Raw genomic sequence first — 22886 nt, forward strand, 5'->3', positions numbered from 1 at the left:
GCAGGCCCCCTTCCGGTCGCCTGTCCAGTTGGCAGGCGCCGGCACGACACGGCCGCTTGCGCTGGCGCAAGGACTGCTGGCAATGACATCTGTGACGTATTCGTCCGTTCATGTTGACGCCTTCACTCCGTCACCTTTTCGCGCACTTCTTATCAGCCCGTGCGGCATTGCTGCCGCTGGGCCTTCAGGAGCTCCATCATGATCGGTTTGGTTCGTGCCGCCGCAATTTGCGCCGCGCTGGCGCTCGGGCTTGGGTGGGGCGCGGCCAGCGCCGCGAACAAGGCCTTCACCCGCGACGACCTGGCCGATTCCGCGATCAAGCTGGAGGCGCAGATCAAGAGCGAGGCCGGGCCGGTCAACAAGACGGCCGCGACGCTCCGGACCGACGCGGATGCCGCCTTCAGGCGCAATGATTTCCGGGCCGGCTTGCAGATCCTCGGCCAGATCGCCGCGACCACGCCGGAGGACGGCGCCAACTGGCTACGGCTCGCCAGGACCATTTTCCAGATCTGGACCAACAGCTCGAGCGAGCGGACCTTCCTGATGGAGCGCGCCTCGACCGCGGCCTATATCGCCTATCAGCGGGCCGGCAATCAGGGCGAGGAAGCCGACGCGCTCGGCGTGCTCGGCACCGCGTTGTCGGAGCGCAAGCTGTGGCGCCCGGCGCTGGATAGCTTGCGGATGTCGCTCGACATGCGCGAGGTCGCCGATGTCAGGCGCCGCTACGAGACGCTGCGCGACGAGCACGGCTTCCGGCTGCTCGACTATACCGTGGATTCCGACTCGGCGTCGCCGAGGGCCTGCTTCCAGTTCTCGGAGGACCTGGCCAAGCGCGTCGACTTCGCGCCGTACCTCGCGCTCGCCGGTACCGACAAGCCGGCGCTGTCGGCCGAGGACAAGCAGCTCTGCGTCGACGGGCTGAAGCATGGCGAGCGCTACAACATCAATCTGCGCGCCGGCCTGCCGTCGACCGTGAAGGAGACGCTGCCGAAATCCGCCGAGTTCAACATCTATGTCCGCGATCGCAAGCCGTTCGTGCGCTTCACCGGCCGCGCCTATGTGCTGCCGCGGACCGGACAGCGCGGTATTCCGGTGGTCAGCGTCAACACGCCGGCGGTCAAGATCGACGTGTTCCGGATCGGCGACCGCAACCTGATCAACACTGTGATCGACAGTGACTTCCAGAGCGCGCTGAGCCGCTACCAGCTCTCGGACCTCGGCGACCAGCGCGGCGTCAAGGTCTGGTCCGGCGAGCTCGCGACTGCGACCACACTGAACCAGGACGTCGTCACCGCATTCCCGGTCGACCAGGCACTCGGCGACCTGCAGCCGGGCGTCTATGTGATGACCGCGGCCGCCAAGGGGCCGGGCACCGACGATGACGGCTCGCTCGCCACGCAATGGTTCATCGTTTCCGACATGGGGCTGTCGGCGTTCTCGGGCAATGACGGGATCCATGTCTTCGTCAACTCGCTGGCCTCGACCGATCCGGTCGCCAATGCCGAAGTGAAGCTGGTCGCCCGCAACAACGAGATTCTGGCGACCCGCAGGACCGATGCGGCCGGCCATGTGCTGTTCGAGTCCGGACTGGCACGCGGCGAGGGCGGGCTGTCGCCGGCCCTGCTGACGGTGACTAGCGACAAGGCGGATTATGCCTTCCTCAGCCTGAAGACCAGCGCCTTCGATCTGACCGACCGCGGCGTCGCGGGCCGGGCGATCCCGGCCGCGGCGGATGCCTTCGTCTATGCCGAGCGCGGCGTCTATCGCTCCAACGAGACGGTGTATCTGACCGCGCTGCTGCGCGACGGGCAGGGCAATGCGCTATCGGGCACCCCGCTGACCATGGTGATCGAGCGGCCGGACGGCGTCGAATTCCGCCGCGCCGTGCTGCCGGACCAGGGCGCCGGCGGCCGGTCGCTGGCCGTGGCGTTGAATTCAGCGGTGCCGTCGGGCACCTGGCGCGTCAGGGTCTTCACCGATCCGAAGGGCAATTCGGTCGGCGAGACCACCTTCATGGTCGAGGATTACATCCCCGAGCGGATCGAATTCGACCTCACCGCCAAGGACAAGCTGATCAAGGCTGAAGTTCCAGTGGAACTTCAGGTAAACGGCCATTTCCTCTATGGCGCGCCGGCGTCCGGCCTGCAGCTCGAGGGCGACATGCTGGTTGCGCCGGCGGCCAATGGCCGTCCGGGGTATCCCGGCTACCAGTTCGGCGTCGACGACGAGCAGACCGCGAGCAACGAGCGGACCTCGATCGGCGACCTGCCGGAGGCCGATGCCAATGGCGCGGCGACCTTCCCGGTCAAGCTGGAGAAGCCGCCGACCTCGACCCGGCCGCAGGAGGCCCAGATCTTCATCCGCATGGCGGAGACCGGCGGCCGTTCGGTCGAGCGCAAGATCGTGCTGCCCGTGGCGCCGGCGGCCTCGCTGATCGGCGTCAAGCCGCTGTTCGGTGACAAGAGCGTCGCCGAGGGCGACAAGGCCGAGTTCGACGTCGTGTTCGTCGCCCCCGACGGCAAGCAATTGCCGCGTGACGGGCTGCGCTACGAGCTGTTGAAGCTGGAATCGCGCTACCAGTGGTATCGCCAGAACTCGTCCTGGGATTACGAGCCGGTCAAGTCGACCAAGCGCGTCTCCGACGGCGACGTCAATCTGGCCGCCGACAAGCCGATGCGGCTGACCTTCCAGCCACAGCCCGGCCGCTACCGGCTCGACGTCAAGTCGAACGATGCCGACGGCCCGGTGACCTCGGTGCAGTTCGACGTCGGCTGGTATTCCGACGGCAGCGCCGATACGCCGGACCTGCTGGAGACCTCGATCGACAAGCCGGAATACGCCTCCGGCGACACGATGACGGTCACGGTGAACGCGCGCAGCGCCGGAAAACTGTCGGTCTATGTGCTCGGCGACCGCCTGCTGACGACCGAGAGCATCGACGTCAAGGAAGGCACCCAGCAGGTCAAGATCCCCGTCGGCAAGGACTGGGGCACCGGCGCCTATGTGCTGGCGACCTTGCGACGTCCGCTCGACGAGGCGGCCGGCCGTATGCCGGGCCGTGCCATCGGGCTGAAATGGTTCGGCGTCGACAAGAAGACCCGCACGCTCAGCGTCGCGTTGTCGCCGCCTGCGTTGGTGCGGCCCGGCTCGACGCTGAAGATCCCGGTCAAGCTCGGCGGGCTCAATCCCGGCGAGGACGCCAAGGTGGTGCTGGCCGCGGTCGATGTCGGCATCCTCAATCTCACCAATTACAAGCCGCCGGCGCCGGACGATTACTATCTCGGCCAGCGCCGCCTTACGGCCGAGATCCGCGACCTCTATGGGCAATTGATCGACGGCATGCAGGGCACGCGCGGCCAGATCCGCAGCGGCGGTGACGCCGCCGGCGCCGAGCTGCAGGGCTCGCCGCCGACGCAGAAGCCGCTGGCGCTGTATTCCAGCATCGTCACCGTCGGTCCCGACGGCACCGCTGAGATCAGCTTCGACATCCCCGAATTCGCCGGCACGGCGCGGGTGATGGCGGTGGCTTGGAGCGCCACGAAACTCGGCCGCGCCACGACCGACGTCACTGTGCGCGATCCGGTGGTGCTGACCGCGACCTTGCCGCGCTTCCTGCTCACCGGCGACAAGGGCACGCTGAGCATGGATATCGACAATGTCGAGGGCGCCGTCGGCGACTACACTGTCAGTGTCAAGACCAGCGGACCGGTCAAGGTCTCGGGCAATCCGACCACGACTATGAAGCTTGCCGCCAAGCAGCGCTCGTCGCTGTCGCTTGGGCTGGAGGCCGGCGGCTCGGGACGAGCCGATTTCGATGTCGATATCTCCGGTCCGAACGGCCTGACCCTGGCGCGGCACTATGCGCTCGACGTCAAGCCGGCCACGCAAGTGCTGGCGCGGCGCTCGATCCGCACGCTGGCGAAGGGCGAGAGCCTGACGCTGACCTCGGACATGTTCTCCGATCTCGTCCCGGGCACCGGCAGCGTCTCGATCTCGGCGTCGCTGTCGACCGCGCTCGACGCCGCCAGCATCCTGCAAGCGCTCGATCGCTATCCCTATGGCTGCTCCGAGCAGATCACCAGCCGCGCGCTGCCGCTGCTCTATGTCAACGATCTCGCCGCCGGCGCCCATCTGGCGATGGATACCGCGGTCGACCAGCGCATCCGCGATGCGATCGAGCGGCTGCTGGCGCGGCAGGGCTCCAACGGCTCGTTCGGACTGTGGTCGGCTGGCGGCGACGATGCCTGGCTCGACGCCTATGTGACCGACTTCCTGACCCGGGCCCGCGAAAAGGGCTTTGCGGTGCCGGACGTGCTGTTCAAGAGCGCGCTCGACCGCGTCAGGAATTCGGTGGTCAACGCCAACGAGCCGGAGAAGGACGGCGGCCGCGATCTGGCCTACGGCCTCTATGTTCTGGCCCGCAATGGCGCAGCGCCGATCGGCGATCTGCGTTACCTCGCCGACACCAAGCTCGGCAATCTGGCGACGCCGATCTCGAAGGCGCAGCTTGCCGCGGCGCTGGCGCTGGTCGGCGACAAGGCGAGGGCGGAGCGGGTATACGCTGCCGCGCTCGACGCGCTGAACCCGAAACCGGTGCTGGAGTTCGGCCGGGTCGATTACGGCTCGGCGCTGCGCGATGCGGCAGCCTTGGTCTCGCTCGCCGGCGAGGGCAACGCGCCGCGGCAGACGCTGACCCAGGCGGTGCTGCGGGTCGAGGCCGCGCGAGGGCTATCGCCCTACACCTCGACGCAGGAGAATGCGTGGATGGTGCTGGCCGCGCGCGCGCTCGCGAAGGAGACGATGGCGCTCGACATCAACGGCGAGGCGGTCAAGACCGCGGTCTATCGCAGCTACAAGGCCGGCGAGATGGCAGGCCAGCCGATCCGGATCACCAACACCGGCGACGCGCCGGTGCAGGCGGTGGTCTCGGTGTCCGGCTCGCCGGTGACGCCTGAGCCGGCGGCGTCGAACGGCTTCAAGATCGAGCGCGCTTACTACACGCTCGACGGCAAGCCGGCCGACGTCAGCAAGGCGAAACAGAACGACCGTTTCGCCGTTGTCCTGAAGGTCACGGAAGCCAAACCGGAGTTCGGGCACATCATGGTCGCCGACTACCTGCCGGCCGGGCTCGAGATCGACAACCCGCACCTGGTGTCGTCGGGGGATTCCGGCACGCTCGACTGGATCGAGGATGGCGTCGAGCCCAAGGACAGCCAGTTCCGCGACGACCGCTTCACCGCGGCGATCGACCGCGCCGCCAGCGACAAGTCGGTGTTCACGGTCGCTTACGTCGTGCGCGCGGTGTCGCCGGGCAAATACGTGCTGCCGCAGGCCTATGTCGAGGACATGTACAACCCCTCGCGCTACGGCCGCAGCGGGACCGGCTCGGTCGAGGTGCAGAAGGCGAAATGAGCGATCGTGGTATGAACGGCGATGGACGCCCAGCACTCATGTCGTCATCCCCGGGCAAAAGCGCGAAGCGCGTCTTCGCGCAGATGACCCGGGGATCCACGTCTGCGGAAAGCGCAAGAGAAGACGTGGATGGCCGGGTCAAGCCCGGCCATGACGGATGGAGGAAGCGGTTCGTTCTTCGCCTCGCGGCTTTTGCGGCCGTCTCTCTGTTCGTCGTTGCCGGTGGCCTCGCCGCCTGGGCCTTCTCGCTCGGCCCGTTGCCGCTCGACGAGGCAAAGCAGGTCTCGACCACGGTTATCGACCGCAACGGCAAGCTGCTGCGCGCCTATGCGATGGCCGACGGGCGCTGGCGGCTGCCGGTTGATGCGAGGACGTCGGTCGATCCCGGCTATCTCAAGCTTTTGTTCGCCTATGAGGACAAGCGCTTCTACGAGCACCACGGCGTCGATCCGCTGGCGCTGTCGCGCGCCGCGTTCCAGCTCGCGACCCGCGGCCGCATCGTTTCCGGCGGCTCGACCATCACGATGCAGCTGGCACGGCTGATCGAGCCGCGGCATCAGCGGTCGGTCTATGCCAAGCTGCGGCAGATGGTGCGCGCGGTCGAACTGGAGCACCAACTCACCAAGGACCAGATCCTCGACCTCTATCTCGCCCTGGCGCCGTTCGGCGGCAATCTCGAAGGCGTGCGTGCGGCCTCGATCGCCTATTTCGGCAAGGAACCGAAGCGGCTCTCGCTGGCCGAAGCCGCGCTCTTGGTGGCGCTGCCGCAATCGCCGGAGCGGCGGCGGCTCGACCGTCATCCGGAAGCCGCGCATCTCGCGCGCGACCGCGTGCTCGACCGCATGGTCGAGGACGGTGTCGTGTCCAAGGAAGATGCCGCGCAGGCCAGGGCAACGCCGGTGCCGAAGCTGCGCAAGCAGATCCCGATGCTGGCGCCGCATTCCTCGGACCAGGCGGTTGCGACGGTGAAGGATCAACCCGTCATCAAGCTGACGCTGGATGCCACGCTGCAGAAGAATCTCGAGGCGCTGGCGCATGACCGCGCCATCGCGCTCGGGCCCGACATCTCGGTCGGGATCGTCGCCGTCGACAATGAGAGCGGCGACGTGCTCGCGCGTATCGGCTCGCCGGATTATTTCGACGAGCGGCGGGCCGGGCAGGTCGACATGACCCGCGCCGTGCGCTCGCCGGGCTCGACGCTCAAACCGTTCATCTATGGACTCGCCTTCGAGGACGGCTTCGTGCATCCCGACAGCCTGATCGAGGATCGGCCGATTCGCTTCGGCTCCTACGCGCCGGAAAATTTCGACATGACATTCCAGGGCACGGTGCCGGTGCGCAAGGCGCTGCAATTGTCGCTCAACGTGCCGGCGATCGCGTTGCTCGACCGCGTCGGCGCTTCCAGGCTGTCGTCGCGGCTGAAGCAGGCCGGCACCAGCCTGGTGCTGCCGAAGGACGAGGCGCCAGGCCTCGCCATGGGCCTCGGCGGCGTCGGCATCACGCTGCAGGATCTGGTGCAGCTCTACGTTGGTCTGCCTCGGCTCGGCACCACCAAACCGCTGCGTGAAATCATGCAGGCGAGTGACGCGCGAGAGACGATGCGGCTGATGGATCAGGCCGCGGCCTGGCAGGTCGGCAACGTGCTGCTCGGCACGCCGCCGCCGGAAAACGGCGTCCATGGCCGGATCGCGTTCAAGACCGGCACCAGCTATGGCTACCGCGATGCCTGGTCGGTCGGCTTCGACGGCCGCATCACGATCGGCGTCTGGGTCGGCCGCCCGGACGGCGCGCCGGTGCCGGGCCTGGTCGGCCGCGTGTCCGCAGCACCAATCCTGTTCGATGCCTTCGCGCGCACCGGAAAAATCCCGGCCGCGCTGCCGAAGCCGCCGCGCGGCGTGCTGATCGCCAGCAACGCCAAACTGCCGCCGCCGCTGCGGCGCTTCCGGCCGCTCGGCGAACTGGTGCGCTCTGGCAGCGACCAGGCGCCGCACATCCAGTTTCCGGTGAATGGATCGCGCATCGACGTCGACCATTCCGAGGGCGGCCGCTTCGCGGCGATGCCGGTCAAGGTCGCCGGCGGCGTGCTGCCGCTGACGGTGCTGGTGAACGGCGTCTCGGCCGGGGATATCGACAGCCGGCGCCAGCGCCTGATCGATCCGCCCGGGCCGGGTTTTGCGCGGGTGACGGTGGTCGACGCGACGGGCGCTGCCGATACGGTGGTGATCCGGGTGCAGTGATGCGTCGCGCCGGTTGAATTCACGCGTCGACAAAATTGATCTGACCCAGGAAATCCATTTTTCCGACCTCCACGCCGTTGTGACGCAAGATCGCGTAGGCCATCGCAATGTGGAAATAGGTGTTGGGAATCGTCATCTGCAGCAAATAGTCCGTGCCGCCGATCACCTTGCCTGGTGCCCAGGATAGCCTGACCTTGCGGTTGCCGGCGTCCGCATATTGCTCCAGCGTGACGCTGTTCACGAAATCCACGGTCTTGCGGATGCGCGCTTTCAGCTCATCGATCGTCTGCTCGTTGTCTTCGTGCACCGGCGGCTTCTGTCCTGACAGCCACGCCGCTGCGGCCTTGACGTAGTCGCACGCGCTTTGAACCTGATAGGAGGTGAGTGGCTGCATGTCTGGGGCAAGTCGGCTGCTCAAGAGCACGGTCGCATCGAACGTCTTCGCAACCGCATGCTGCTCGGCCTTGTCGAGGCAGATCAGGAGGTTGCTGAGGCTCTGCATACATTGCAAGATGACATCATGGTACATCCGATCTCTCCTTTGTCGCGTTTGGATCGTAGCGCATAACGCAATACGGGCCGACGCTGTGTACGTCGGCCCATATCGCGTCGATGGCTGTCAAGCTGGCGCGCTGCAGGTTGCCGTGCGGCAATTCTCGGCGGCGGCGATGCGGATGGTCGCGAGCTCGGCGATGACGAAAGCCACTACGGCCAGGCCCGCGCCGACAAAACCGAGATAGTGGGCGCCGACGAGCGGAATGGCGACTGCGCCGATCAGGCCCGCCGCCGACATCCCGAAGAATGAACCGGCGGTATTCAATCCCAGCAACACGGGAGCGATCGACGGGGCGAGGGCGACGAGGCGGTATTGTTGCGGCACCAGCAGGCCCCATCCGGCCGCGCCCCAGATCGCGACGACAGGAACGGCGGTCCACAGGCTCGCGCTGGTCCACGGCATCGATGCGCTGACGATGGCGAGCACGATCAGCGTCGTCAGGATCACCATCCGCGAACCGATGCGGTCGATCAGGCGTCCGAACGCGAGGTTCGCCACCGTGCCGCCGGCGCCCCACAGCACGAGCAACGCGCCCAGCACGACCGCATCGTTGCCGATGGCACGGTCGAACGCGACCGCGAAATACGTGTAGACGGTGAAGATGCCACCGAGGTTGACCAGGGTGGTGGCAAGCGTCAGCAGGATGCGCAAGTCAGCGAGGGGCGCCAGCCGCTTCGACAGCGAGACCGCCGGAGGCAGCGGCACGTCGGTCAGGAAAGCCCAGACCCCTAAACCGGCGGCGGTGCCGAGCGCAGCGACGAACAGCATCGTGTATCGCCAGTCGCCGAGGCCTCCAATGACTGCGCCGGCCGGTGACCCCAACGCGGTCGATAGCGTCAGGCCCGCCACCACGATGGAGAGCGCGTAGCCGCGGCGCTCCGGAGGCACCAGCATTGCGGCGGAGCCGGTTGCGGTCGGCGAGAACATGGCGGCGCCGACACCGGCGAGCGCGCGGGTCAACAACGCGATGGTGAAGGTCGAGGCGACTGCGGTCGCAAGGTTTGCCAGCACGAAGACGGCGGCACCCGCGATCAGCATGGTCTTGCGCGGAACACCGGCTGCGATCGCGGCGATTGTGGGAGACAGCAGCGCGAACGTGACCGAGTAAATCGTGGTCATCTGCCCGGCGGCGCCGATGCCGACATCGAAATGGCGAGCGATCTCCGGCAGCACTCCGGCGACAACGAAGCTGTCGGTGCCGAGCGCGAACATCCCGATCGAGAGGACGAGAAGGCGGCGGTCCATGATATTCTCCTGAATGTGTGTTGCGTGATGGCGGGCGCGGTCAGGCGGCAGCACCGATCGTCCCCCGGGTGGGCGCGAACCTCGCCTTGATCTCGCAGGCGACCTGCGAAACGTTTTCGTCGAGCACGAAATGTCCGCTATCGAGCCAGACGAGCTTGGCGTCCGGCAGGTCGTTCAGGTAGGCGCGCGCGCCCGGCGGAATGAAGAACGGATCGTGCTTGCCCCAGACGATCAGCGTTTTCGGCTGGTGCTTGCGGAACGCGGCCTGCCAGTCGGGATAGAGCGCGATGTTGCTTTTGTAGTTCTCGAGCAGGTCGACCTGGTAGTCCTGCGTGCCGGGACGGTCGAGCAGTGCCTGATCGAGAACCCAGTTGTCGGGGTTAATCGCTTGGGGATTCTTCGCTCCGACCAGCCAGTGGAATTTGGTCCCGTCGAGGCTGACGAACTCGCGCGCCGCCTTCTCCGTTTCGGCAGTGCGTTCCTCCCACAGCGGCAACAGCGCCTTCTTGGGAGCTTCGCCGACGCCCTCCATATAGGCGTTGGCGTTCTGGATGATGAAGCCTTTCACCTGCTCGGGGCGCTGCGCGAACAGGCGGAAACCGATCGGACCGCCGTAGTCCTGCATGTAGAGGATGTACGAGCTGAGACCGAGGACATCGACAAGTCCCGCGACATGCGCCGCGAGATTATCGAAGGTGTAGGAGAACTCGTTGCGGGACGGGGCGTCGGAGTGGCCGAAGCCGATGTAGTCGGGCGCGATCAGATGGAAGCGCTCCGCCAGGGCCGGCATCAGGTCGCGGAACATCTGGCTTGAGGTCGGCAGCCCGTGAAGCAACAGGATGGTCGGAGCGGAGGGGTCTCCAGCCTCGCGATAGAACACATTGCGACCGTTCACGGCGGCGGTGCGGTATGAGGTGCGATTGATCATGGCCTTGCTTCCTGGTTGTCCGGCCGCGGACGAGGATTACGCCGTCATGCCGTGGCCCCCGTTTTGGGGCTTCCCGGAGTTGCCCGGCAGCCGGTAAGATCGGGAGAAACCCTCTCAATTTTTGGAAGACCTATGGATCGCTTGGACGCCATGTCGGTATTTCTCGCCACAGTTGAGTGCGGCAGCCTGTCGAAGGCCGGCCGCGAGCTGAGGCTTCCGCTGGCGACGGTCAGCAGGAAGGTCGCGGAACTCGAAGCGCATCTGAAGGCGACGCTGCTGATCCGCTCAGCCAAGGGCGTCGAGCTGACCCCGGCCGGACGGTCCTACGTCACCGCCGCGAAATCGATCCTGGAGCAGTTGACCGAAGCCGAGCGCGCCGCATCCGGCGAGTACACCGAGCCGAAGGGCGATCTGGTCGTTACTGCGCCGATCATGTTCGGCAGATTGCACGTGCTGCCGATCGTGACGCGCTTCCTGGAGGCGTATTCCGAAGTGTCGGTCGGCCTTGTCATGACCGACCGGCTGGCGCACTTCCTCGAAGATCAGGTCGACGTTGCCATTCGCATCGGGCCGCTGCCGGACAGCAACCTCATCGCAACCCGCCTTGGCGCGGTCAGGCACGTGATCTGTGCCAGTCCGGATTACCTGGCTGCCAACGGGATTCCGGCGGCGCTCGATGACCTCGCGCAGCACAGGCTCATTTCGTTCCAGAGCGTGTCCGCATTGAGCTCCTGGATATTCGAGACCGGCGGCACCGAAACCACGGTGCCGTTTCGCTCGCGCCTGAGCGTCAACACGATCGATGCGGCAATCGATGCGGCGCAATCGGGCGCAGGATTGGTTCGCGCGGTGTCCTACCAGGTCGCTGATCACGTGCGCGACGGACGGCTGGCCATCGTCTTGCAAGACTTCGAGCCGCAGCGCCGCCCGGTGCACCTGGTCTACGATTCCCAGAACCGTTTGGCGCTCAAGCTGCGCGCATTTGTCGATTTTGTCGTCCCGCGCTTGCGCGAGCGTCTCGCTCACGCCGAGCTCTAGGATTCAGCGCGACGGCCGGCAGAGCTCAGCGGATGAACGACCAGTTCTTGTAGAACACGGTCTTGAACGAGGCCGCGATCGCGGCCGCGACCACGAGCGCCGCATCGAAGGCCGGCTGCAAATGGTTCGGGCGCACGATGTCCATGAACAGGCAGTAGCGGGTCTGGTCGACGTCGTTCACAGATTGGTGGAACAGGGTGTCGTCGAACACGAACAGCGGCTGGTTCTTCCAGTAATGCGTCTTGTCGTCGACATTGATGTAGACGTCGTTGCTGTCGATCGGCTCGAGATTATAGAGCACGCGGAAGGTCAGGCGCAGCGGGCCGAAGTGCCAGGAGGTCTTCTCGCGGGTGTTGAACACCGAGACCGCGATGGTCTTGATGTAGCGGAAGTCCTGCTCGAACGCGGGAATCTTGACCGTGATGTCTTGCTGCCGCGCGAACCATTTGAAGGTCAGCATGCCGCGCTTGCTGTTGCCGAGCACTTCAGCGACGCGCGCCTTGATCAGGTCGCCGTTCTCGACGAAAGCCTTGACGCAGGTTTCGATCTCGGCGCGATGCTCCGCCGGGAGATCTTCCAGACGGTACATGCCGAGGTTTCGCGCCGACAACAGGTCGGCAAGCAGGTTGATCGGCGACAGCAGCCAGGTCGGGATGCCGTTGCCGAGGAAGTACTTCTCCGCCATGTCGGGCGTGACCTTGAAATGCCGCTTGATGTCGAGCGCGCCGCAGATCAGGAAAAACAGCGTCAGGGTCGGCACGAAATACAGCGCCGGGACCAGGATGACGAGCACAACGGCAAATCGCCGGATGCGCTTGCGGGTGTTACGATCCATTGCCATCCACCAAGCGTCGATCAAAGGTACGGACAAAATCCGTTTCTGGAGGTGTTTAGGATTTCTCCACCGTGGCGGCAAGGCCGCAGGCTCCCCGGGGGCAGGTGGAACGACGCAGTTGTTTGCAGTGCGGTTTCATCGTATGCGGAGCATATGGTCGATACCCTCCAGCCCCGGCGCTTCGGAGCAGGTCAACAGCCTGCAAAGCCTACGCATTCCAGCCGCAGGCTGTTCATGGCGTTCGAATTCGCAACTGCGAGCCATCCCCGCGCGGTTTTGTTCCTGCTGCTGTGCTGCCTAGTGCTGTTCCTGCCCGGGTTCTTCACCATTCCACCGATCGACCGCGACGAGGTGCGGTTTGCCCAGGCGACCAAGCAGATGGTCGAAAGTGGCGATTATGTCGACATCCGCTTCCAGGACGACGTCCGCTACAAGAAGCCGGTCGGCATCTACTGGCTGCAGGCGGCCTCGCTGAAGACGGCGTCCGCGCTCGGGCTGCCGCGCGCGCAGGTCCGCATCTGGGTCTACCGCGTGCCGTCGCTGCTCGGCGCCATCGGCGCGGTGCTGCTGACCTACTGGACGGCGCTCGCCTTCGTCACGCGGCAAGGCGCGGCGCTTGCCGCCCTGATGATCGCGAGCTGTGTGCTGCTCGGCGGCGAGGCGCGGCTTGCCAAGACCGACGCGATGCTGCTTTTGACCGTCACCGCGGCGATGGGCGCGATGGCGCGGGTCTATCTGTCCTGGCAGCGCGGCGAGGATCCGGCGCGTCCGCCATGGGCACCGCCGGCGATCTTCTGGACGGCGCTGGCCGCGGGCATCCTGATCAAGGGACCGCTGATCCTGATGTTCGTCGGCCTTGCGATGGCCGTGCTGGCGTTCTTCGACAAGTCCGCCGCCTGGTTCTGGCGCATGCGCCCGGTCTGGGGCATGACCTGGATGCTGGTGCTGGTGCTGCCATGGTTCGTGCTGATCTTCCTGCGCGCCGGCGATGCCTTCTTTGCCGATTCGGTCGGCGGCGACATGCTGAGCAAGCTCGGTGCCCAGGAGTCCCATGGCGCGCCGCCCGGCCTCTATCTGCTGTTGTTCTGGATCACGTTCTGGCCCGGCGCGCCGCTGGCCGGCATGGCTGCGCCCGCGGTCTGGCGCGCGCGGCGCGAGCCGGGCGCCCAGTTCCTGCTGGCATGGCTGATCCCGTCCTGGATCGTGTTCGAGGCCGTGCTGACCAAGCTGCCGCACTACGTGCTGCCGCTCTATCCGGCGGTCGCGATCCTGACCGCCGGCGTGGTGGAACGGCGCATGCTGTCGTCGAACTCCTGGCTGGTGCGCGGTGCGGCCTGGTGGTTTGCGCTGCCGGCGCTCGCCTCGGTGCTGGTGATCGTCGGCGCCATCAAGGCGATCCATCAGCCGGTGTTTCCGGTCTGGCCGCTGTTCGCCTTTGCGATGGTGTTCGGCCTGATCGCCTGGTGGCTGTTCGAGGAGAGCCGCGGCGAGCGTGCGCTGCTCAACGCCGCGATCGCGGCGATGCTGCTCGCCGGCGGCACTTATGGCGTGGTGCTGCCGCGGCTGACGACGATCTTTCCGAGCCAGGAGGTGGCGCGCGCGCTGCGCAACGTCACCTGTGTCGGTCCGAAAGCGGCCGCCGCTGGATACCTCGAGCCGAGCCTGGTGTTCATGACCGACACCTCGACGCTGCTCACCGACGGATCGGGCGCCGCCGATTTCCTGGCGCAGGGGTCATGTCGCTTCGCGCTGGTCGAGCAGCGTTCGGAGCGTTCCTTCGTGCAACGCGCCGAGGCGATCGGGCTGCGCTACAACGCGCCGGTCAAGGTCGAGGGCTACAACGTCTCGCAGGGCAAGGCGGTCTCGATCTCGATCTTCCGCTCCGAAGGAACGGAATGACATGCCGATGCTGCAAGCAGGCCCGGAGTCCGCCCATTATTTCGGACGATTGCTGACACTGGTCTGGCTGTCCTTTGCCCGGCTGGTGCGCGCGCCGTCGCATTCGCGACGCGCCGATGCCGCACGGCGCTCGGCGCGTCACGTGCTGCTGCTCGTCGTCATCGCGGGCGCCGTGATCGTCGCGCTGATGGTCGCCGTCGACACAGCTGAAATCAGCGCGATGCCGCCGCGCGGCACGCCGAGCCTGTGGTGGGCACGGATCCTGACCGATTTCGGCAAGGACGTGCACGTGCTGTGGACGCTTGGTGTGCTGCTGATCGCGGTCGCGCTCGTTGCGCCTGCATTGCACGGCGTGCGGCGCGCGGCCTTGCTCGGCCTCGGCACACGGCTGCAATATCTGTTCCTGTCGGTGGCACTGTCGGTCGCACTGGGCGAAGTGATCAAATGGATCGTCGGCCGCGGCCGGCCCTTTGTCGGCGGCAAGGCCAATGCGTTCAACTTCCAGCATTTCGCCGGCACCGAGGCCTATGCGAGCTTTCCGTCGGGACATGCGATCACGGCGTTCGCGCTGGCGTTTGCGGTCTCCGCGGTGTGGCCGCGGGCGCGGGCCGTGATGCTCGTTTATGCGCTGGTCATCGCGGCGACCCGGCTGCTGCTGCTGGCGCACCATCCGAGCGACGTGGTGGCCGGCGCGGTGGTCGGCGTGATCGGCGCCATGGCTGCGCGCTACTGGTTTGCCGCGCGCCGCCTTGGTTTTGCCATCAGGCAGGACGGCGCCATTTTGGCGCTCTCCGGACCGCCCGAGGGGCGTCTCAAAAGGGTTGCGAGGAGCGCTTTCGCCCCATAAAAGCGGTCGCCCGGCCGGATCGGGTGAGTTTCCGCCGCTGCCAACACCAACCACGAGTGCCCTTTGCCTGCTTCCGACCCAACGCCGGTCGCCGTTTCCATCGTCGTGCCGGTGCGCAACGAAGCCGACAATATCGCGCCGCTGATCGCCGAGATCGCGGCGGCACTGGACGGCCGCTGGGCCTACGAGATCGTCTATGTCAATGACGGCTCAACCGACGCCACCGGCGAACGGCTCGCCGCGATCATGGCGCAACGGCCCAATGTCCGGCAGCTCCGCCACACGGTGTCCTCGGGCCAGTCCGCCGCGGTGCGCAGCGGCGTGCGCGCGGCGCGCGGCGCCGTTGTGGCGACGCTCGACGGCGACGGTCAGAACAACCCTGCGTTCCTGCCGGACCTGATCGCGGCGGTCGAGAGCGGCAACGGCCGGGTCGGACTTGCCGCCGGCCAGCGGGTCGGGCGCAAGGACACCGGCTTCAAGAAGCTGCAGTCGCGCATCGCCAACGCGGTACGCGGCGCCATCCTGCGCGACGGCACCCGCGACACCGGCTGCGGTTTGAAGGCGTTTCCGCGCGAGGTGTTTTTGGCGATGCCGTATTTCGACGGGCTGCATCGCTTTCTGCCAGCGCTGGTTCGTCGCGAGGGATTTGCGATCGCCTATGTCGACGTCGTCGACCGTCCCCGCCATTCCGGTGTCTCGAACTACGGGTTCTTCGACCGGCTTTGGATCGGGATCATGGATCTCTTGGGTGTGTGGTGGCTGATCCGCCGCAAGAAGCCGACCCCTGTGGTCACCGAAGTGACCGACGTTACCGAGGTGAACCGATAATGCTGATTCAGTACGGACAGGCACTGAACGCCTATCTCTACGACGTCTTCATCGCCAAGTTCGATTTCTGGCTGGCGTTCGGCCTGATCGCGCAACTGTTCTTCACGGCGCGATTCCTGGTGCAGTGGATATCCAGCGAGCGCGCCGGCCAGAGCGTGGTGCCGATGGCATTCTGGTTCTTCTCGATGGGCGGCGGCCTGATGACGTTGGTGTACGGCCTCGCCAAGCGCGAGCCCGTCATCATCGTCGGCCAGGGGCTGGCGACGCTGATCTATATCCGAAACATCATGCTGATCGTGAAGAACCGCGGCAGCGCATCGAAGACGCTCGAGCGCTGATCACGGCCGGCCGGGAGCCGGCGCCGGAAGCTCGGCCGGCTCCATAGCGCTCTCGCCGGCGGTTGCCGTCTCGCCTGCGGCATCGAGCACGGGATAGGCGACCGAGCAGATGTGCGAATGGATGCGGCGAAGGTCGCGCAGCACGTCGAGATGCAGCGAGGTGGTCTCGATGGTTTCGGGGCGGCCTTCGCGCAGCCGCTCTAAATGGCGATCGACGGCGGCGAGCTCGACCGCGCGCAAGGACGCTTTCTCGGCGAGCAGCTTGCGCGCTTCGCCGACGTCGCCCGACATGAACACCGCGAACGCGATCCGTAGCGAGTCGATGGTCCGCTTGTGGAAGGCAGCCAATTCCGCGGCACCCTCGGCGGAGAATTCCAGCCGCCGCTTGATCTTCTTGCTCGCGAGCTCGCTCAGATTCTTGTCGATGATATCGCCGATATGCTCGAGGTTGATCGCAAAGGACACGATCTCCATCGCGCGCTGGCCCTCGCGCTCGTCGAGGCTGCCGCGGGTCAGTTTTGTGACGTAGAGCTTGATCGCCTCGTTCAATCCGTCCACGGCATTGTCGGTCTTCGAGACCTGGTCGACCAGGGCGCGGTCATTGGCAGTCATTGCCGCCATCACTTTGCGCAGCATGGCCTCGACATGGTCGCCCATGTGCAGCACCTCGCGCGCGGCATCGGCCAGCGCGAGCGAGGGCGTCTCCAGCGCGCTCTCGTCCAGATAACGCGGCTGCGACGGGTCGGTCGCCTGCGCGCGTTTCGGCAGCAACCGCTCGAGCAGCCGCGCCATGGTGTCGAGCACGCCGATGAACAGCACGGCGGTGACGACATTGAAGGCGATGTGGAACAGCGCGGTCGCCCTGGCGAGGTCCGGCTCGAGCGCGTGGAGATGCTCGGTGATCGGGCGCAGGAATGGCGCCACGACGAGGATGCCGATCACGCGGTTGACGAGATTGCCGACCGGCAGGCGGTAGCTCGCCGGGTCGTCGCGCCGCGCGCCTTCCATCAGCGGGTTGATGGCGCTGCCGAGATTGGCGCCGAGCACCAGCGCGAACGCCGCGTAGGGCGAGATGAACTGGGAGTAGGCGAGCGACATCACCAGCAGCACGCTGGCGACGCTGGAATGCACCGCCCAGGTGACGACGGCGCCGATCAGGATGCAGAGCACGGGATCGCCGGTGATCGCGCTCAGGAAGACGCGCACGCCGGGCGCATTCTCGGCCGGCGCCATGGTGTCGAGCAGGATGTGCAGCGCCAGCAGCATCAGGCCGAGGCCGATCGAGACCCGGCCGAGGTCCTTCACCTTGGAACGCGGCCCGCTGCGGAACGCGACCAGGCCGATGATGAACAGCACCGGCGCCACCGCGGCGACATTGAACGACAGCACCTGCACGATCAGGGTGGTGCCAACATTGGCGCCGAGCATGATGGCCAGCGCCGGCACCAGGCTGACGAGCCCCTCGGCGGCGAAGGAACTGGTGATCAGGCCCGTGGCCGTGGAGCTCTGGAGCAGGGCGGTCAGGCCGAGACCCGCCGCAAAGGCGGTGAAGCGATTGTGCAGCGCCTTCCCGAGCAAGTGGCGCAGATCGGGTCCGAAGGCGCGCAGGATCCCGCTGTGGACCATGTGCAGGCCCCACAGCAGAAGCGCAACGCCTCCCATCAAATCGAGCAGAACAATGCTTCCCATGCTTGCTTTCATCCCGGCGAAATCAGGTCGAAGGGAACAAGTTATGGCCTATCGAACGCCAATCAACCCCTTTTTGTTCTTGCAGAACTGGATGGTACTGACCGGAATAAGGCCGCTAACTGACGTGGCCTCAGTGCCTGGCTCCTACGTCTCTATAGATGAGGGAGACGCAAAACAGCCTCTTCGTTGTAGAGCGAACCTCGATCGCCATATCCGGCCGTCCGCTCACGAAGGTTGAGTCCTTCGCCATGCCGGCAAGCGTGGTCAGGGCTTCGATCTCGGCGGCTTTGAGGTCGGACAAATCCAAGCCTTCTTCATCGGCGTAGAACTCGCCGTTGCTCTGGATGTCGAAATAGTACCGGGACATGGGCGCCTCCCGTCGATATGGCGGGAGCGCGCATGTCTCTCAGCCACCGGCGCACCAAGGTTTCTGCCGGTGGTGCTCCTACAAGCGACGCCGTCGCGGTTGGTTTCTAGTCATGTCTGGGCTTGAATCTCCGGAGCGCGTAGCCAATCGCTCATCTGCGCGCCGGTCTCAGCCTGCCGGGCTCGCTTTAACAGGGCTTCCTTCTCGGCCCCGGGCGGCATTGCCTTGGCCCGGTCACGAAGTTCCTTGGCCCGTTCTTTTAGTCGTTCTTCAAGTGTCTGCGTCTGCTTAAGCCGCCGTCGCTTCTGAACCATATCCTTTCCCCTTGCCGTTCCCTGCCCGGAACGGCGACTCTAAATTTTAACGAGGAGTAAGGTTCCTATGCCTGCGGGGAAGTCATGGCCCGCTCGACGTCATCGGCTAACATGCGATGGTGCGCCGCCAGCTTGGCGAACAGAGCTTTCTTGGTCGCGTTGGTCGCGAGCTTGCTGATTAGTTCGCATTCCTCAGCTTCGATCCGAAGTTTCTCCAGATGCGCCTTCATGTCCTTCATCGGATGCTCCCATGTCCGGTGGGTTTGAACACGGGAACCGATTTAGGCAAATGTCGGCACTCGTCAAGACCGAGTGACAAGGACACCCCACTGTGGATGGAAACAGGCCAGCATCGGACTGGATCGCGGGAAGGGATCCGAACGAAAAGGCCGCCAATCGGGGCGGCCTCGTTTCGCTCTTTCGTTCGCTGCGCGGTCAGTTCTTCAGTCCGAGATTGCTGCAATACCAGGCCTGCGCGTTGTTGTCCCAGCCGAGGCTCTGCAGCTTGATATGGCATTCGCCGACATTGGTGAACTTGTAATAGTTCCGGCATGGGACCGCCGCGCCGATCCAGCCGGTGCTGCCGTTGCATCCGATCCTTGTGTCCGACGTGACCGTCGACGTGTCGCTTGCCCTTTGCACCGGCCCCGCGTGGGCCGCAGCCATGGACAAGATGGCCGTGAGCAGGAGTAACGAGGTTCTCATCTCTTTTTCCTCCCAAGTCTTTGGGTCCAACAAGTCTTTGTATCCAAGCGTGCAGCGCAGCGGATTGCTGCCTGCGCGCGCAGGATAGCATGCTTCGTCGAAAACGAATTAGCATCTTGTTAACCGCGGTCCGGCGGGCCGGGCCCCGGCGATGAACGAAGCCCTAAGCGATCGGCTCAATTGCAACCGGTTCCGCTAGGCAGTTCCCAATCTTTCTCAGGTATCCCAGTTGCCAGCCGAAGGTTGTCCAGCAAGGGCTTGGGGATCGAGATGTTTGCCAATCGCCGCCAGAGCGAACGCCGTGTGTGCCGTAGCGCTGCCAAGATTCAGGTCGGGACGGGCTCGCTGCCGCGCGACTGCATGATCACCGATATCTCCAACGGCGGCGTCAAGGTGATCGCCGAATATCTGGAGATACCGCCGCAATTCACCATCATTTTCTCGGCCGGCAGTCGCCCGCGCCAATGCCGTCTGGCCTGGCGGATCGGCCACGAATTCGGTGCCCAGTTCGTCGACTGACCCGATCCGAACGCGATGTCCGTTCGTGTCGGCGGGACACCCGCGGCCGCCCGCAATTGGTTGGTATGACGGCGACATGATGCCAAGCTTAACCGGAACTTAGGGTTAAGCTGTGAGCATCCGGAACAACAGTTGTTCCGAGTCCCCGTTGATGTCCGAGAAATCATTCCGACCAAAAGGCCGCGCGCATCGCCTCGCAGGCTCGCTCTCCGCCGCGATCCTCTTGATCGGGCTGTCCGCCTGCCAGACCTCGGGACCGTCTGACATCACTGGGTCATTGGGCGACACCGTGGAACAGGGCGAGGCGCCCGTCGACCCGCGCCGCGACATCGAAACCTATCACGAGCGCCTCCGCGCCAATCCCAAGGACGCCGACGCCGCGCTGAAATATGCCAGGGCGCTGCGCGCCACCGGGCAGCGCGCGCAGGCGGTCGCGGTGATGGAGCAGGCGGTGCTGGCTCAGCCATCCAACAAGGCGCTGCTCGCGGGCTACGGCCGGGCGCTCGCCGACAACGGCAATTTCCAGCAGGCGTTCGACGTGCTCGGGCGCGCGCACACGCCGGAGGATCCGGACTGGCGCATCCTGTCCGCGCAAGGCGCCGTGCTCGACCAGCTCGATCGCCACGACGAGGCGCGGCAATATTATGCGAGCGCGCTGAAGATTGTGCCCGACGAGCCGTCGGTGCTCTCCAATCTCGGCCTGTCCTACATGCTCGCGAAGGACCTGCCGAAGGCGGAGGAAACGCTGCGGCGGGCCCGCGAGCGCGCACCTCGTGACATGCGCGTCCGCACCAATCTGGCGGTCGTGGTCGGGCTACAGGGCCGCAGCGCCGAGGCCGAGACCATCATGAAGGCCGACTTGGCGCCGGCCGAGGGCGCCGCCAACGTCGCGGCGCTGAAGAAGCTCCTGGCGCGCAAGGAAGCGGTCCGGGCCGGTGCCGACAAGATCCCGGTCGCCGCCAGCCACCGGGTGGACTAAGCGTCCCTCAATTTGATCTAGAGCATTTTCGGTTCTGATTGAATCAGAACCGAAGCTCTAGCTTTTTGTTTTGACGCGTTTTCTTCACGCGAACCGGTATCCACTTCGCTCGAAAACGCTCTAGCTCGCCGCGCGGCGCCCGTCGCCGCGGCGCGATTGCAGGCGCTTGAGCAGCGGCGACAGGAACGACTCGCTGTTTTCGGCGAGATCGGGACGGCCGGTCAGGCGCTGCGCGATCTGCAGGAAGGTCCTGGTGGTGCGGTGGCGCGCGGAGACTTCCGCGATCATCTGGCCGTTGTTGGCGGCCTCGCCGAATAGCCGGCAGTCGAACGGGATCGTCGCGATCGGCTGGCTCTCGATCGACTTGGCGAACTCCTTGACCTCGATCTCCGGCCGCTTCGGCATGCCGACCTGGTTCAGGCAGTACAGCGGCGGCCGGTCGTTGGGGCGCGCCGCCTTCAGCAGGTTCAGCATGTTCTTGGTGTTGCGCATGTTGGCGAGGTCAGGCTCGGCGACGATCAGGATGTCGTCGGCGCCGACCAGCGTGCGCTTGGTCCAGGCGGTCCATTGATGCGGGACGTCGAGCACGATGCAGGAGGTCGTCATGCGCATCGTGTCGAAGATGGCGTCGAACGCCTCGGCGCCGAAATCGTAGACCTGGTCGAGGGTGGCGGGCGCCGCCAGCAGGCTGAGACGGTCGCTGCACTTGGCGAGCAGGCGGTCCATATAGGCGGTGTCGGGCCGCTCCGGCGAGAACACCGCATTGGCGATGCCCTGCACCGGATCCTGGTTGTAGTCGAGCCCGGCGGTGCCGAAGGCGAGGTCGAGATCGACTACGACCGAATCGAGCCCGAGGTCGCGCGCGACGGTCCAGGCGACATTGTGCGCCACGGTCGAGGCGCCGACGCCGCCTTTGGCGCCGGCGACCGCGATCAGGCGGCCGACCGAGACGGCCTCCGAGGCCGAGAACAGGCTGCAGATCGTGCGCACGATGTCGAGCACCGTGAACGGGCCGACGACGTAGTCGTTGACGCCGCGGCGCACCAGCTCGCGATACGGCGCGACGTCGGCCGCGTTGCCGAGCACGACGACGCGGGTGCCGGGATCGCAGACGGTGGCGAGCTCGTCGAGGCCGGCGAGGAAATCGCAGTCCGGCTCGGTCTCCAGCATGATGACGTTGGGGGTCGGCGCCTTGTGATAGGCGTCGATCGCAGCCGTGATGCCGCCCATATGGACGGAGAGGTGGGCCTTGGCGAGCCGGCGATCCTCGGCGGCGGCGCGCGCGGCCGCGGCGGTGGCGACGCTGGCGCAGAACGCCTGCACCGAAATGCGCGGCGCCGGCGCGATGTAATCGTCGCCATGCGGCTGGTCTGGTTGCTGCTCGCTCATTTCCCTGCGTCGCTCAGCTTGGCTTTCTCGGTTTCGGGATAGGTGGTCGCGGTCGCCTCGCCCTTGCGGTACTTCTCGAACGCGATGGAGCGGCGCGGCGTGTAGGCCGCCGTCTCGCTGCGCGGCTGCTCGAGGTCGGACGGATTGACGACCATCGCCGCCATGTTGCGCTGGGTGGCGCAGCCGAAATTGCTGTACTGCTTGTTCTCGTTGTAGCCGGGATCGAAGATGTTGGGCCCGAGATCGGCCGGCCACACCCCGCAGGGACCGGCAACCGCGGCCATCTTGGGATAGCTGAGGCGGATGGTGGCGAGCGCGCGCGGATCGTCGCTGCGGTATGGGCGCTTGGTGATGGCGTGGGCGGGCACGCCCGTCGACGCGAGCAGCCCGTGGATCTCCTGCGACATCGCCTGCGCGGCGCGCGCGTTCGGCGTATCGACGGGAACGTCGATTGCGATCGCGCCGGTGCCTTCACGGCGCCAGTTGCGGGCCAGCCCCATGACGTCGTCACGCTGCGTTTCGGTCAGGTTGCCGCGGCTGCGGCCGACGAACACCACGATCGACTGTTCGCCTTCGGTGACCGCGACCGGATGGCGCAGCCGATAGTCGTCAGGCACCGTTCCTGTCGTCGCGACGTCGCCGGTCAGATTGCAGCCGCCGAGCGCGATTGCGGCGGCGGCGAGGGCGCCGAGCAGCGGCAGCGTTGCGGCGCGGCCAGCCTGTTTGTTGCGTGTCATCGTTCGATCCCCCAAAGCTCAAGG

The 22886-nt window shown here is 65.8% G+C and carries 20 protein-coding genes; 9 read left to right on the plus strand and 11 right to left on the minus strand.

Translation table 11 applies throughout. The features are described 5' to 3' along the window. Positions 1-198 precede the first annotated feature (198 nt). On the plus strand, positions 199-5412 hold the full coding sequence (locus IC762_RS18020) for an alpha-2-macroglobulin family protein (protein WP_195783626.1): 5214 nt from the start codon (positions 199-201) through the stop codon (positions 5410-5412). Further along, complete coding sequence (gene pbpC, locus IC762_RS18025) at positions 5409-7649, plus strand: penicillin-binding protein 1C (protein WP_433995837.1); 2241 nt, start codon at positions 5409-5411, stop codon at positions 7647-7649. Before IC762_RS18020 ends, pbpC begins: the two co-directional genes overlap by 4 nt. A gap of 19 nt (positions 7650-7668) precedes the next feature. Here the strand turns inward: pbpC and IC762_RS18030 are convergent, their stop codons facing one another. The 3 genes from IC762_RS18030 to IC762_RS18040 form a co-directional block, all read right to left on the minus strand. Next, the gene (locus IC762_RS18030) at positions 7669-8178 is read right to left on the minus strand and encodes a DUF1993 domain-containing protein (RefSeq protein WP_195783628.1); all 510 of its coding nucleotides are present in this window, start codon (positions 8176-8178) and stop codon (positions 7669-7671) included. 90 nt (positions 8179-8268) lie between these two features. Beyond that, positions 8269-9450, minus strand: coding sequence for an MFS transporter (locus tag IC762_RS18035; RefSeq protein WP_195783629.1), 1182 nt, complete (start codon positions 9448-9450; stop codon positions 8269-8271). Between the two features lie 40 nt (positions 9451-9490). Then, positions 9491-10378 (minus strand): alpha/beta fold hydrolase, encoded by an 888-nt coding sequence (locus IC762_RS18040; protein ID WP_195783630.1) that lies wholly within the window; start codon positions 10376-10378, stop codon positions 9491-9493. Positions 10379-10510: 132 nt separating this feature from the next. On the opposite strand from IC762_RS18040, the gene IC762_RS18045 reads away from it, so the two are divergent. Then, on the plus strand, positions 10511-11416 hold the full coding sequence (locus tag IC762_RS18045; protein WP_195790173.1) for a LysR family transcriptional regulator: 906 nt from the start codon (positions 10511-10513) through the stop codon (positions 11414-11416). Positions 11417-11441: 25 nt separating this feature from the next. On the opposite strand, the gene IC762_RS18050 is transcribed toward IC762_RS18045, so the two are convergent. Continuing rightward, positions 11442-12251: an aspartyl/asparaginyl beta-hydroxylase domain-containing protein gene (locus IC762_RS18050; RefSeq protein WP_195783631.1), complete on the minus strand. Its 810-nt coding sequence runs from the start codon at positions 12249-12251 to the stop codon at positions 11442-11444. Positions 12252-12404: 153 nt separating this feature from the next. Here IC762_RS18050 and IC762_RS18055 point away from each other — a divergent pair, with 153 nt between their 5' ends. From IC762_RS18055 to IC762_RS18070, 4 genes are all read left to right on the plus strand, one after another. After that, on the plus strand, positions 12405-14150 hold the full coding sequence (locus IC762_RS18055; protein ID WP_195783632.1) for an ArnT family glycosyltransferase: 1746 nt from the start codon (positions 12405-12407) through the stop codon (positions 14148-14150). Position 14151: 1 nt separating this feature from the next. After that, the gene (locus IC762_RS18060; RefSeq protein ID WP_195783633.1) at positions 14152-14997 is read left to right on the plus strand and encodes a phosphatase PAP2 family protein; all 846 of its coding nucleotides are present in this window, start codon (positions 14152-14154) and stop codon (positions 14995-14997) included. A 63-nt stretch (positions 14998-15060) separates the two neighbouring features. Continuing rightward, the gene (locus tag IC762_RS18065; RefSeq protein WP_195783634.1) at positions 15061-15825 is read left to right on the plus strand and encodes a glycosyltransferase family 2 protein; all 765 of its coding nucleotides are present in this window, start codon (positions 15061-15063) and stop codon (positions 15823-15825) included. Continuing rightward, positions 15825-16163 carry a lipid-A-disaccharide synthase N-terminal domain-containing protein gene (locus IC762_RS18070; RefSeq protein ID WP_195783635.1) on the plus strand — a complete coding sequence of 113 codons (339 nt, stop codon included), beginning with the start codon at positions 15825-15827 and terminating at the stop codon, positions 16161-16163. Before IC762_RS18065 ends, IC762_RS18070 begins: the two co-directional genes overlap by 1 nt. Here IC762_RS18070 and IC762_RS18075 read toward each other — a convergent pair whose 3' ends face one another. From IC762_RS18075 to IC762_RS18095, 5 genes are all read right to left on the minus strand, one after another. Next, a complete protein-coding gene (locus tag IC762_RS18075; RefSeq protein WP_246801070.1) occupies positions 16164-17852 on the minus strand; it encodes a Na/Pi cotransporter family protein in 1689 nt (562 codons plus the stop codon). Between the two features lie 130 nt (positions 17853-17982). Beyond that, positions 17983-18219, minus strand: coding sequence for a DUF6894 family protein (locus IC762_RS18080; protein WP_195783636.1), 237 nt, complete (start codon positions 18217-18219; stop codon positions 17983-17985). Positions 18220-18329: 110 nt separating this feature from the next. Further along, positions 18330-18533: a hypothetical protein gene (locus tag IC762_RS18085; protein WP_195783637.1), complete on the minus strand. Its 204-nt coding sequence runs from the start codon at positions 18531-18533 to the stop codon at positions 18330-18332. A gap of 65 nt (positions 18534-18598) precedes the next feature. Continuing rightward, positions 18599-18772: a hypothetical protein gene (locus IC762_RS18090; protein WP_195783638.1), complete on the minus strand. Its 174-nt coding sequence runs from the start codon at positions 18770-18772 to the stop codon at positions 18599-18601. 196 nt (positions 18773-18968) lie between these two features. Continuing rightward, on the minus strand, positions 18969-19199 hold the full coding sequence (locus IC762_RS18095) for a hypothetical protein (RefSeq protein ID WP_195783639.1): 231 nt from the start codon (positions 19197-19199) through the stop codon (positions 18969-18971). Positions 19200-19508: 309 nt separating this feature from the next. Here IC762_RS18095 and IC762_RS18100 point away from each other — a divergent pair, with 309 nt between their 5' ends. Next, positions 19509-19757 (plus strand): PilZ domain-containing protein, encoded by a 249-nt coding sequence (locus tag IC762_RS18100; protein WP_195790175.1) that lies wholly within the window; start codon positions 19509-19511, stop codon positions 19755-19757. A gap of 151 nt (positions 19758-19908) precedes the next feature. Then, positions 19909-20736, plus strand: coding sequence for a tetratricopeptide repeat protein (locus IC762_RS18105; protein ID WP_195783640.1), 828 nt, complete (start codon positions 19909-19911; stop codon positions 20734-20736). Positions 20737-20856: 120 nt separating this feature from the next. On the opposite strand, the gene IC762_RS18110 is transcribed toward IC762_RS18105, so the two are convergent. Both IC762_RS18110 and IC762_RS18115 read right to left on the minus strand, forming a co-directional pair. Next, positions 20857-22125 carry an AAA family ATPase gene (locus IC762_RS18110; protein ID WP_195783641.1) on the minus strand — a complete coding sequence of 423 codons (1269 nt, stop codon included), beginning with the start codon at positions 22123-22125 and terminating at the stop codon, positions 20857-20859. After that, the gene (locus tag IC762_RS18115) at positions 22122-22862 is read right to left on the minus strand and encodes a CpaD family pilus assembly protein (protein ID WP_195783642.1); all 741 of its coding nucleotides are present in this window, start codon (positions 22860-22862) and stop codon (positions 22122-22124) included. The genes IC762_RS18110 and IC762_RS18115 overlap by 4 nt, the downstream gene beginning before the upstream one ends. Positions 22863-22886 lie beyond the last annotated feature (24 nt).

The sequence above is a fragment of the Bradyrhizobium genosp. L genome, assembly GCF_015624485.1.
Lineage (GTDB): Bacteria > Pseudomonadota > Alphaproteobacteria > Rhizobiales > Xanthobacteraceae > Bradyrhizobium.

Coding starts and splice junctions, on each gene's coding strand:
- IC762_RS18020 (WP_195783626.1), top strand. CDS start 199: ATGATCGGTTTGGTTCGTGCCGCCGCAATTTGCGCCGCGCTGGCGCTC.
- pbpC (WP_433995837.1), top strand. CDS start 5,409: ATGAGCGATCGTGGTATGAACGGCGATGGACGCCCAGCACTCATGTCG.
- IC762_RS18030 (WP_195783628.1), bottom strand. CDS start 8,178: ATGTACCATGATGTCATCTTGCAATGTATGCAGAGCCTCAGCAACCTC.
- IC762_RS18035 (WP_195783629.1), bottom strand. CDS start 9,450: ATGGACCGCCGCCTTCTCGTCCTCTCGATCGGGATGTTCGCGCTCGGC.
- IC762_RS18040 (WP_195783630.1), bottom strand. CDS start 10,378: ATGATCAATCGCACCTCATACCGCACCGCCGCCGTGAACGGTCGCAAT.
- IC762_RS18045 (WP_195790173.1), top strand. CDS start 10,511: ATGGATCGCTTGGACGCCATGTCGGTATTTCTCGCCACAGTTGAGTGC.
- IC762_RS18050 (WP_195783631.1), bottom strand. CDS start 12,251: ATGGATCGTAACACCCGCAAGCGCATCCGGCGATTTGCCGTTGTGCTC.
- IC762_RS18055 (WP_195783632.1), top strand. CDS start 12,405: ATGGTCGATACCCTCCAGCCCCGGCGCTTCGGAGCAGGTCAACAGCCT.
- IC762_RS18060 (WP_195783633.1), top strand. CDS start 14,152: ATGCCGATGCTGCAAGCAGGCCCGGAGTCCGCCCATTATTTCGGACGA.
- IC762_RS18070 (WP_195783635.1), top strand. CDS start 15,825: ATGCTGATTCAGTACGGACAGGCACTGAACGCCTATCTCTACGACGTC.
- IC762_RS18075 (WP_246801070.1), bottom strand. CDS start 17,852: ATGGGAAGCATTGTTCTGCTCGATTTGATGGGAGGCGTTGCGCTTCTG.
- IC762_RS18080 (WP_195783636.1), bottom strand. CDS start 18,219: ATGTCCCGGTACTATTTCGACATCCAGAGCAACGGCGAGTTCTACGCC.
- IC762_RS18085 (WP_195783637.1), bottom strand. CDS start 18,533: ATGGTTCAGAAGCGACGGCGGCTTAAGCAGACGCAGACACTTGAAGAA.
- IC762_RS18090 (WP_195783638.1), bottom strand. CDS start 18,772: ATGAAGGACATGAAGGCGCATCTGGAGAAACTTCGGATCGAAGCTGAG.
- IC762_RS18095 (WP_195783639.1), bottom strand. CDS start 19,199: ATGGCTGCGGCCCACGCGGGGCCGGTGCAAAGGGCAAGCGACACGTCG.
- IC762_RS18100 (WP_195790175.1), top strand. CDS start 19,509: ATGTTTGCCAATCGCCGCCAGAGCGAACGCCGTGTGTGCCGTAGCGCT.
- IC762_RS18105 (WP_195783640.1), top strand. CDS start 19,909: ATGTCCGAGAAATCATTCCGACCAAAAGGCCGCGCGCATCGCCTCGCA.
- IC762_RS18110 (WP_195783641.1), bottom strand. CDS start 22,125: ATGAGCGAGCAGCAACCAGACCAGCCGCATGGCGACGATTACATCGCG.
- IC762_RS18115 (WP_195783642.1), bottom strand. CDS start 22,862: ATGACACGCAACAAACAGGCTGGCCGCGCCGCAACGCTGCCGCTGCTC.